Consider the following 8,304-nt stretch of genomic DNA (forward strand, 5'->3'; position numbering starts at 1 on the left):
GCGACAAGCTTTGATATATTACGATGATAGCTTATTTGCAATCATCGATATCAGAGGGGTTTTTGTCATGGCATTATCGCGTAATCATACTTATCGCTCATTATTTATTTTGATAGGCATTGGGGTAGTGACCATTATCAGCAGCATCGCTTTTAATTATATGACACGCGCTTCTGCTAGTGATACATCCTTTGAACAAGTAAACAATCAACCTATCGCTGACGTGGTGATTGATAAAGTGTTCGTTGATAAGTCTGAGCGCCGTTTGCAATTATTGAGTGGCGATGATGTGATTCGTACGTATCATATTGCATTGGGTGACAGTCCAGTGGGTCACAAGCAGCAAGAGGGTGATCAGCGTACACCAGTTGGTACTTATACCTTAGATTACAAAAACGAAAACTCTATTGCTCATCGCTCTATTCACATCAGCTATCCCAATGCTTCCGATAAAGCACGCGCTCAGCAATTGGGCGTCAGTCCGGGTGGAGATATTATGATTCATGGACAGATGAACGGCTTTGGTCATTTAGCCTCTATCAATCAGAAGTATGATTGGACGGACGGCTGTATTGCTGTTACTGATAACGAAATGGACGAGATTATGGCTGCGGTAAAGGTTGGTACTGCCATTGAGATTGTAGAGTAGATCGATGAACGCTTTCAATATACGATTAGTCCTACAGAATACAATCAGCCCTAAAGAATACAATCAATTTAAAAAAATTATAGGGCATAAAATTCGTTGAATGCTCAAAATGCCCTATTTGTCATACTTATATTCACCTTTCTTTTTCAAACCATTCTGCATATTTTCTTCTAAAAAACTGTTAATCTGAACTTAAAACTACATTTTAACCCTATTAATTAATAGCTCTTAGTAAATATCATTGCTAATAGTAGGGCTTTGTTTGATAATTGGCTTGAAATAATTATATATATACCTTATATAAATGACAGATAACAGTCATAAGCGAACGATAGAAAAGTGACTGACTATACCAATTATAAGAGGATACGAATATGAGATTTGAAAAATTTACCCAAAAACTGCAATCCGCCATTCAAGAAGCACAGAGCCTTGCATTAGGTCGTGATCATACTGGAATCGATCCTGTGCATTTGCTTGCTGTATTGCTGCAAGATGAATCCAATTTGTCTATCTGTCAACAAGCAGGTGCGTCTATTCCTGCCTTAAAGAATGGCGTGGCAAAGGCACTTGATAACCAAGCAACCATCTCGGAGCCGACAGGAGATGTTAATCTAAATCCAAACTCGGTTAAAATTTTAAATTTAGCCGATCGTCAAGCTCAAAAAGAAGGTGATGACTTTATTGCCACTGAATGGGTGATATTGGCACTGTCTGAACAGGGCGAAACTAAAAAAATATTTGAAAGTGCTGGCGTAACAGCAAGCAAATTGAAAGCAGTGATTGAGGAGTTACGTGGTGATGACACCGTTAATAATCAAAATGCTGAAGATCAGCGTGATGCACTAAACAAATATACCATTAATCTGACTGAACAGGCGGAGCTTGGCAAGCTTGATCCAGTGATTGGTCGTGATGAAGAGATTCGCCGTACTATTCAAGTGTTGTCTCGTCGTACCAAAAATAACCCAGTACTGATTGGTGAGCCAGGTGTTGGTAAAACAGCTATCGTTGAAGGATTGGCCCAAAAAATTGTTAATGGTGATGTGCCAGAAGGTTTACGCCGTAAAGAGGTACTATCGTTAGATCTAGGTGCTCTGATTGCGGGTGCAAAATTCCGCGGTGAGTTTGAAGAGCGTCTCAAAAGTGTGCTGAGTGATTTGGCCAAGCAAGAAGGCAATGTCATTTTATTCATAGATGAGCTGCATACCATGGTGGGTGCAGGTAAATCTGAAGGTGCAATGGATGCAGGCAACATGCTAAAGCCTGCGTTAGCACGTGGTGAGTTGCATTGTGTTGGAGCGACGACACTGGATGAATATCGCCAATATATCGAAAAAGATGCCGCACTTGAGCGTCGCTTCCAAAAAGTCTTGGTCGATGAGCCAACGGTAGAAGACACCATTGCGATATTGCGGGGGCTAAAAGAGCGCTATGAGTTACATCACGGTGTTGATATTCAAGACAGCGCCATCATTGCGGCGGCACGTATGAGCCATCGCTATATTACTGACCGTAAGTTACCGGATAAAGCGATTGACTTGATTGATGAAGCGGCCAGTCGTTTACGTATGGAGATGGACAGCAAACCTGAAGCATTGGGTAAGCTTGATAGTCGTTTGATCCAGCTAAAAATGCAGCGTGAAGTGCTCAAAAATGAAGAGGATGCTGGTGCGCAAGCTGAGCGTAAAGTGCTTGATAGTCAAATTGAAGAGTTAGAAAAAGAGTACGCGGATCTTAATGAGGTTTGGCAAGCAGAAAAAGCGTTAGTCAAAGGCAGTCAGCAGTTAAAGGATGAGTTGGACAAAGCTCGTATTGCTTATGACAAAGCCAGCCGTGAAGGCGACTACGAGACCATGAGTAAGCTACAGTATGAAACTATTCCACAGCTCGAGCGTCGTATCACTGAGTCTGATTTAGCAGAGCAAAAAGAGCAGACGGGTGAAGGTAATAACATAAAATTGCTGCGTAACAAAGTAACAGACAATGAGATTGCTGAAGTTGTTGCTGCTGCGACAGGTATTCCTGTCAGTAAAATGATGCAAGGCGAACGTGACAAAATGCTAGAGATGGAAGAAAAGCTCCATGAGCGTGTGATTGGTCAAGACGAGGCGGTGCAAGCCGTGGCAAATGCGGTACGTCGTAGCCGCGCTGGCTTGTCTGATCCTAATCGTCCATCTGGATCGTTCTTATTCCTTGGACCTACTGGTGTTGGTAAAACTGAGTTGACCAAATCATTGGCGAACTTCTTGTTTGATAGTGAAGATTCGATTATACGTATCGACATGAGTGAGTACATGGAGAAGCACAGTGTCAGTCGCTTGGTAGGTGCGCCTCCAGGATACGTGGGTTATGAAGAAGGTGGTGCCCTGACGGAAGCGGTACGCCGTAAACCTTATAGTGTGATTTTGTTTGACGAAGTTGAAAAAGCACATCCTGATGTGTTTAATATCTTATTGCAAGTATTAGACGATGGACGTTTGACAGATTCACAGGGTCGGGTGGTGGATTTCAAAAACACTGTGATCATTATGACCAGTAATTTGGGCTCGCATAAAATTCAAGAGATGGTCGGCGAGAGCTATGATGATATCAAAGCCGAGGTCATGGATTCTGTCGGGCAGCACTTCCGTCCAGAGTTCGTTAACCGTATTGATGAAATCGTGGTATTCCATCCACTAGGTATGTCGCAAATGGCAGGTATTGCAGCGATTCAATTAGATCGCTTGCGTCAACGTCTACATGAGCGTGAGATGGATATCGAGCTATCAGCAGATGCGATGAATAAGCTGGTCGCAGTCGGTTATGACCCTGTGTATGGTGCACGTCCATTAAAACGTGCTATCCAACAAGAGATCGAAAATCCATTATCATTGAAGCTATTAGCGGGTGATTTTGTTGCAGGAGATATCATTAAAGTCGATGTTGATGCAGATGACAAACTGACTTTTGATAAGCTTAGAGTGAGCTAATACCAAGTGCTCTAAACTGTTTTTTGAGTAAAACCCAACCCCTTACTTGCTTATTTTTTATATAGGCAATTAAGGGGTTTTTTGTTGTGCGCTATAATTATGTTACCGTTTTCATACTTTGGTTATGTTATAACTGGTTTAAGTGTTAAACATAAAACAAGGGAGATGACATGGTGATGAGCAATAAAAAACAGAAAAATAGGCCATTAACCTTACCGTTAATCATGACAGCGTTGCTGTTTAGCACATCGGCTTGCTCCAATCAGACAGCAGTCAATAGCAATGAAGAGTTGGCAGAGTATAAAGATGCCAAAACCTCAGATGCTCATTCGTCCACGAATAGTGATAAACCAACATTTATCACTGAAACAGTTGCAACTTTTGATGAGCCTTGGGCGATGACAGCCCTACCTAAGGTTGATAACGAACCACAAAAAATACTAGTGACACAAAAGACAGGTGAGTTATTTGTGGTCGATACCGAAACAGGTGCCAAGACAGCAGTCACTGGCGTACCAAAAGTTGCTTACGGTGGTCAGGGCGGTTTAGGCGATATTATTATTGCACCAGATTTTGCCCGTACTAATAATATATATTTGAGCTATGTTGAGACGGATGCTGATAGCAATACATTTGGTGCTAAAGTTATTAAGGCAAGATTAACAGGAGCAGATACCAGCACACCAAGTTTGCAAGCTATTACGCCAATCTGGGAGCAGTCTCCAAAAGTAAAAGGACAAGGTCATTACAGTTATCGTCTCTTGTTCTCGCCTGATGGACAGTATCTATACATCAGCTCAGGCGAGCGCCAAGAAAAAACGCCAGCGCAAGATATGAGTGTCAACTTAGGTAAAGTCATACGTCTAAATGCTGATGGTTCTATCCCAACAGACAATCCATTTGTGAATAATGAGAACGCCATTGCTAAGCAGTTTTGGACAGTAGGTCATCGCAATATATTGGGTATGGTATTCGATGACAATGGTAAGTTGTGGGCGCATGAAATGGGTCCAAGAGGTGGTGATGAATTTAACTTGATTGAAAAAGGTAAGAACTATGGATGGCCGATTGTCTCTAATGGTCGTAATTATTCAGGTACTGATATTCCTGATCATAGTACTCGTCCTGAATTTGAGGCACCTAAGATTACATGGACACCGGTTATATCACCCTCATCGATGAGCAGCTACTCTTCGGGTACGCATAATGACTTTCCAGCATGGCAAAACAGTATGCTGATCAGCGGTTTGTCCTCCCAATCGCTGATTGTCGTTGCTATCAATGATGACAACACGGCATTTGAACGTTACCGATATGATATGGGTGAGCGTGTTCGGAGTGTACTGGCGGTAGATGGTAGTGTTTGGGTGTTAGAAGATGGTAAAGAGAGTGGCTTATTACGATTGTCACCGCAGTAAAAAGACGTGGCTTAGACCCTAATAATCAGACACGTTGAGACTTGTGTCAGTCAATGATGAACGTGTAAGTAATTGGATAAATTTGATAGTTATTAGCTAACTTGTTAAGGTTACCGCTCTAAAAAGTAAAGGTTAATAGACAAATGGATCATGTTAAGGTTGACAGGTTAGGCCCTTTTCCACGGGTAAGTAAGCCTGTTTTTATGGTTTCTGCACTACTTATTATTGCATTCATTATTTTTGGTGCATTCTTTACCGAGACGGCTGGAACGTTATTCAGTTTTTTACAAGACTTTATTACGGATAAGTTTGGTTGGTTCTTCATTATTCTGGTCAATGTGGCTCTAGTACTTTGTATTTATTTGGCCATGAGTCGTTATGGTGATATTCGTCTAGGTGCTCAGACTGAAGCGCCGCAATACAGTCTATTTTCATGGATTGGCATGCTGTTTTCAGCTGGTATTGGTATCGGGCTGGTCTATTGGGGTACGGCTGAGCCGCTATATCACTTTATGGCACCACCTCTTGGCAAAGCTGAAACTATCACTGCCGCTAAGCAAGCGATGAACATTACTTTTTTGCATTGGGGTCTACATGCGTGGGCGGTTTATACGATCGTAGCATTAGCATTGGCTTATTTTCATTTTCGCCGTGGATTACCATTATCAATTCGCTCGACGCTTTACCCTTTATTAGGCAAAAAAATCTATGGTCCATGGGGACATGCCGTTGATATCTTGGCGGTATTTGGCACGATGTTTGGTGTGGTGACTTCACTCGGTCTTGGGGTGATGCAGATCAACTCAGGACTGGAGCGATTATTTGGGGTTCCTAATAGTCTAACGATACAAATCGCTTTAATCGCTTTTGTGACGGTGCTTGCAGCTTGCTCTGTTATGATGGGCTTGGACAAGGGTATCAAGCGTTTAAGCGATGTGAATATTGGTTTGACGGCTATTTTGCTTGGTTTTATGGTTGTACTAGGTCCAACGCTTTTCATCTTTGACAGCTTTCTAGAAAACATCGGTAATTATCTTTCAGTGGTTGTGCCGCTAGGTCTATGGGGTGAGTCTTATGAAGGTCAAGAAAACTGGCAGTCAGCATGGACGATATTCTATTGGGCATGGTGGGTAAGTTGGGCACCATTTGTCGGTGTGTTCATTGCTCGTATTAGCCGTGGTCGTACGATTAGAGAGTTTATTCTTGGGGTTTTACTCATTCCCATGATGATATTATTCTTTTGGTTTTCAACGTTTGGTGGCGTTGCTATCCATATGGAGCTGCTTTCTGCTATCGATCCAGCGCTAGCGAGTCCAGGGTTGGTCGAAGCAGTACAAACGGACTTTGGTAGTGCAATCTTTAAATTGGTTGAGTACTATCCATTGGCGCAGCCCATTACTTTTATGATTGTCATGATGATTGTACTTTGGTTTGTGACGTCATCAGATTCAGCAAGTTTTGTGATTGATATGCTGACAGCAGGTGGTGATACCAATCCGCCAAAGATCCAACGCTTATTTTGGGCGAGTACGGAAGGTGTCATTGCAGCTGTTTTACTTGCGGCGGGTGGCTTAAAGGCCTTGCAAGCGGCTGCGATCGTAGCAGGTTTACCATTTGCTTTGGTTATATTTGCAATGATGTATGCGTTACTGCGTGGTTTGAGTCGAGATAGATTAATATTGTATAGAGCGCAGCAGCACTTTATTACTGAAGAGTCCGCAGATCATAACTCGGCAGATGAGTTTGCTGACGAGCACTTATTAAAAGGACCACCTAAGATTGTAAAAGGTGATTAACCATCAAAATAATTGATAATTCTTGCAGAAGATATTATTAGGGCGTGTTGAACATTCAAATGTGGTGCTGGCAGTGACTATTTTTTAGACAATATGCAGTGAAATTTTTGATGCCTAGTCATTCTAGGTGAAACAATTTCGCCATATATTGGCAAAAAAGAGTACTGCCCCGAAGGGCTGATGCTAAAATCACCCCAAACGTTGTTGCAAGCCTAGCTAAGATCTCGATATTATCGTCGGTTTGCGCCTAGTTTGGTGCAATTTTAGCGATCAGCAGTCCTAACATTTGAATGTTCAACACGCCCTAATTAGAGGGTTGATATAAGTCGTAAAAAGCCCTGAGGTACATGAAATATCTGAGCCCATCCCGAATTCTGTGTAACTGCCGTTTAGATTAAATGCCTGCTGATATAAAGGTGGATTATTGTAAATGGAAATAGGGGTGGAAAGTCACTTAGTAGGTTGCTCTAAAATATCTCTGCTATCATGGCAATAACGCACAAATGTATGTCCTGAAAATCTATCTATAGAGATCCGCTATGCCACTGTTCAAAATCCCATTTATTAGCAAAGTACCCCTCCTTTTAGTCGCTGCTATGTTTTCTGTTTCAGCGATGGCTTTGGACTTTAATCAAGTTCAACGATTGGCTAATCAAGGAAATGGCTTCGCTCACTTTATTCTGGGTTCGATGTATGAAACAGGTGAAGGTGTACGTCAGGATTATTCCAAGGCTGCGCAGTGGTTTGAAAAAGCAGCCTACCAAGAACATAGAATTGCTCAATTTAGACTTGGAATGATGTACTACGAAGGTAAAGGTGTTCGTCAAAATACAGCGACTGCCAAAGAATGGTTTGGTATAGCTTGTGATAATGGGGAACAAGCTAGTTGTGATAGTTATCGAATGTTAAATCAAAGATAGAGTGCTGAGTCTCAAATAGCACGGCTTTGCGAGGAACTTGCTAATTGATGAAACAAAGATGAAAGCGTAAACTCAAGTGCTAGAAACGACTAACCCCCAGTGCTACCAACACTAGGGGTTAGATGAATTTTAATCTGTGTCAGCAGATATAAAACCCACCATATTCGAACGGTCATTTTCTATCAGCAAACGCACCAACACAAGTGTGCGTGATGTTAATACTACCTGAAATATACGAAAACCTCTCTCATAAGCCTTATTGCACCGATGATTTGGGCATTCTTGTCATTCGTCCCAAGCCAAAACCCTTCAAACGGACACACTCACATTGTCTATAAGCTAAAAACGCCTGTTTGCACCAGTGAGCATGGCAGTCGTAAAGCCTTAGACTATCTCGCTAAGATACAAGCAGGACTTGTCAGAGAGACAAGAGCAGATACCGGCTATACCAACTTCTGCATCACCAAAAACCCGATGCATGAGCATTGGCGTACCGAAGTATGGACAAAAGCAGCGGAGTTATTTAGCAGAATTCGTTGATCTCAGACC

Annotated in this window: 6 protein-coding genes; all 6 read left to right on the forward strand. The window is 42.1% G+C overall.

Going from position 1 to position 8,304, the window contains the following annotated elements:
* The first annotated feature begins 67 nt into the window (after positions 1-67).
* The 6 genes from ACT3QP_RS05555 to ACT3QP_RS05580 all read left to right on the forward strand — a co-directional run bounded on the left by ACT3QP_RS05555 (position 68) and on the right by ACT3QP_RS05580 (position 8,295).
* On the forward strand, positions 68-649 hold the full coding sequence (locus ACT3QP_RS05555) for a L,D-transpeptidase family protein (RefSeq protein ID WP_444524764.1): 582 nt from the start codon (positions 68-70) through the stop codon (positions 647-649).
* Positions 650-1,023: 374 nt separating this feature from the next.
* Positions 1,024-3,621: an ATP-dependent chaperone ClpB gene (gene clpB / locus ACT3QP_RS05560; protein WP_444524765.1), complete on the forward strand. Its 2,598-nt coding sequence runs from the start codon at positions 1,024-1,026 to the stop codon at positions 3,619-3,621.
* 176 nt (positions 3,622-3,797) lie between these two features.
* On the forward strand, positions 3,798-5,039 hold the full coding sequence (locus ACT3QP_RS05565; protein WP_444524766.1) for a PQQ-dependent sugar dehydrogenase: 1,242 nt from the start codon (positions 3,798-3,800) through the stop codon (positions 5,037-5,039).
* A gap of 143 nt (positions 5,040-5,182) precedes the next feature.
* The gene (locus tag ACT3QP_RS05570; RefSeq protein ID WP_444524767.1) at positions 5,183-6,835 is read left to right on the forward strand and encodes a BCCT family transporter; all 1,653 of its coding nucleotides are present in this window, start codon (positions 5,183-5,185) and stop codon (positions 6,833-6,835) included.
* 539 nt (positions 6,836-7,374) lie between these two features.
* Positions 7,375-7,755, forward strand: a complete 381-nt coding sequence (locus ACT3QP_RS05575) for a tetratricopeptide repeat protein (RefSeq protein WP_444524768.1) — start codon at positions 7,375-7,377, stop codon at positions 7,753-7,755.
* Between the two features lie 267 nt (positions 7,756-8,022).
* Positions 8,023-8,295 (forward strand): replication initiation protein, encoded by a 273-nt coding sequence (locus tag ACT3QP_RS05580; RefSeq protein WP_444524769.1) that lies wholly within the window; start codon positions 8,023-8,025, stop codon positions 8,293-8,295.
* Positions 8,296-8,304: the final 9 nt, after the last annotated feature.

The sequence above is a fragment of the Psychrobacter sp. AOP7-B1-24 genome, assembly GCF_052376215.1.
In the GTDB taxonomy this organism is placed as follows: Bacteria; Pseudomonadota; Gammaproteobacteria; order Pseudomonadales; family Moraxellaceae; genus Psychrobacter.

Excerpts from the sequence above, each read along its gene's own strand:
- clpB (WP_444524765.1), top strand. The coding sequence starts at position 1,024 with ATGAGATTTGAAAAATTTACCCAAAAACTGCAATCCGCCATTCAAGAA.
- ACT3QP_RS05555 (WP_444524764.1), top strand. The coding sequence starts at position 68 with ATGGCATTATCGCGTAATCATACTTATCGCTCATTATTTATTTTGATA.
- ACT3QP_RS05570 (WP_444524767.1), top strand. The coding sequence starts at position 5,183 with ATGGATCATGTTAAGGTTGACAGGTTAGGCCCTTTTCCACGGGTAAGT.
- ACT3QP_RS05565 (WP_444524766.1), top strand. The coding sequence starts at position 3,798 with ATGAGCAATAAAAAACAGAAAAATAGGCCATTAACCTTACCGTTAATC.
- ACT3QP_RS05580 (WP_444524769.1), top strand. The coding sequence starts at position 8,023 with ATGATTTGGGCATTCTTGTCATTCGTCCCAAGCCAAAACCCTTCAAAC.
- ACT3QP_RS05575 (WP_444524768.1), top strand. The coding sequence starts at position 7,375 with ATGCCACTGTTCAAAATCCCATTTATTAGCAAAGTACCCCTCCTTTTA.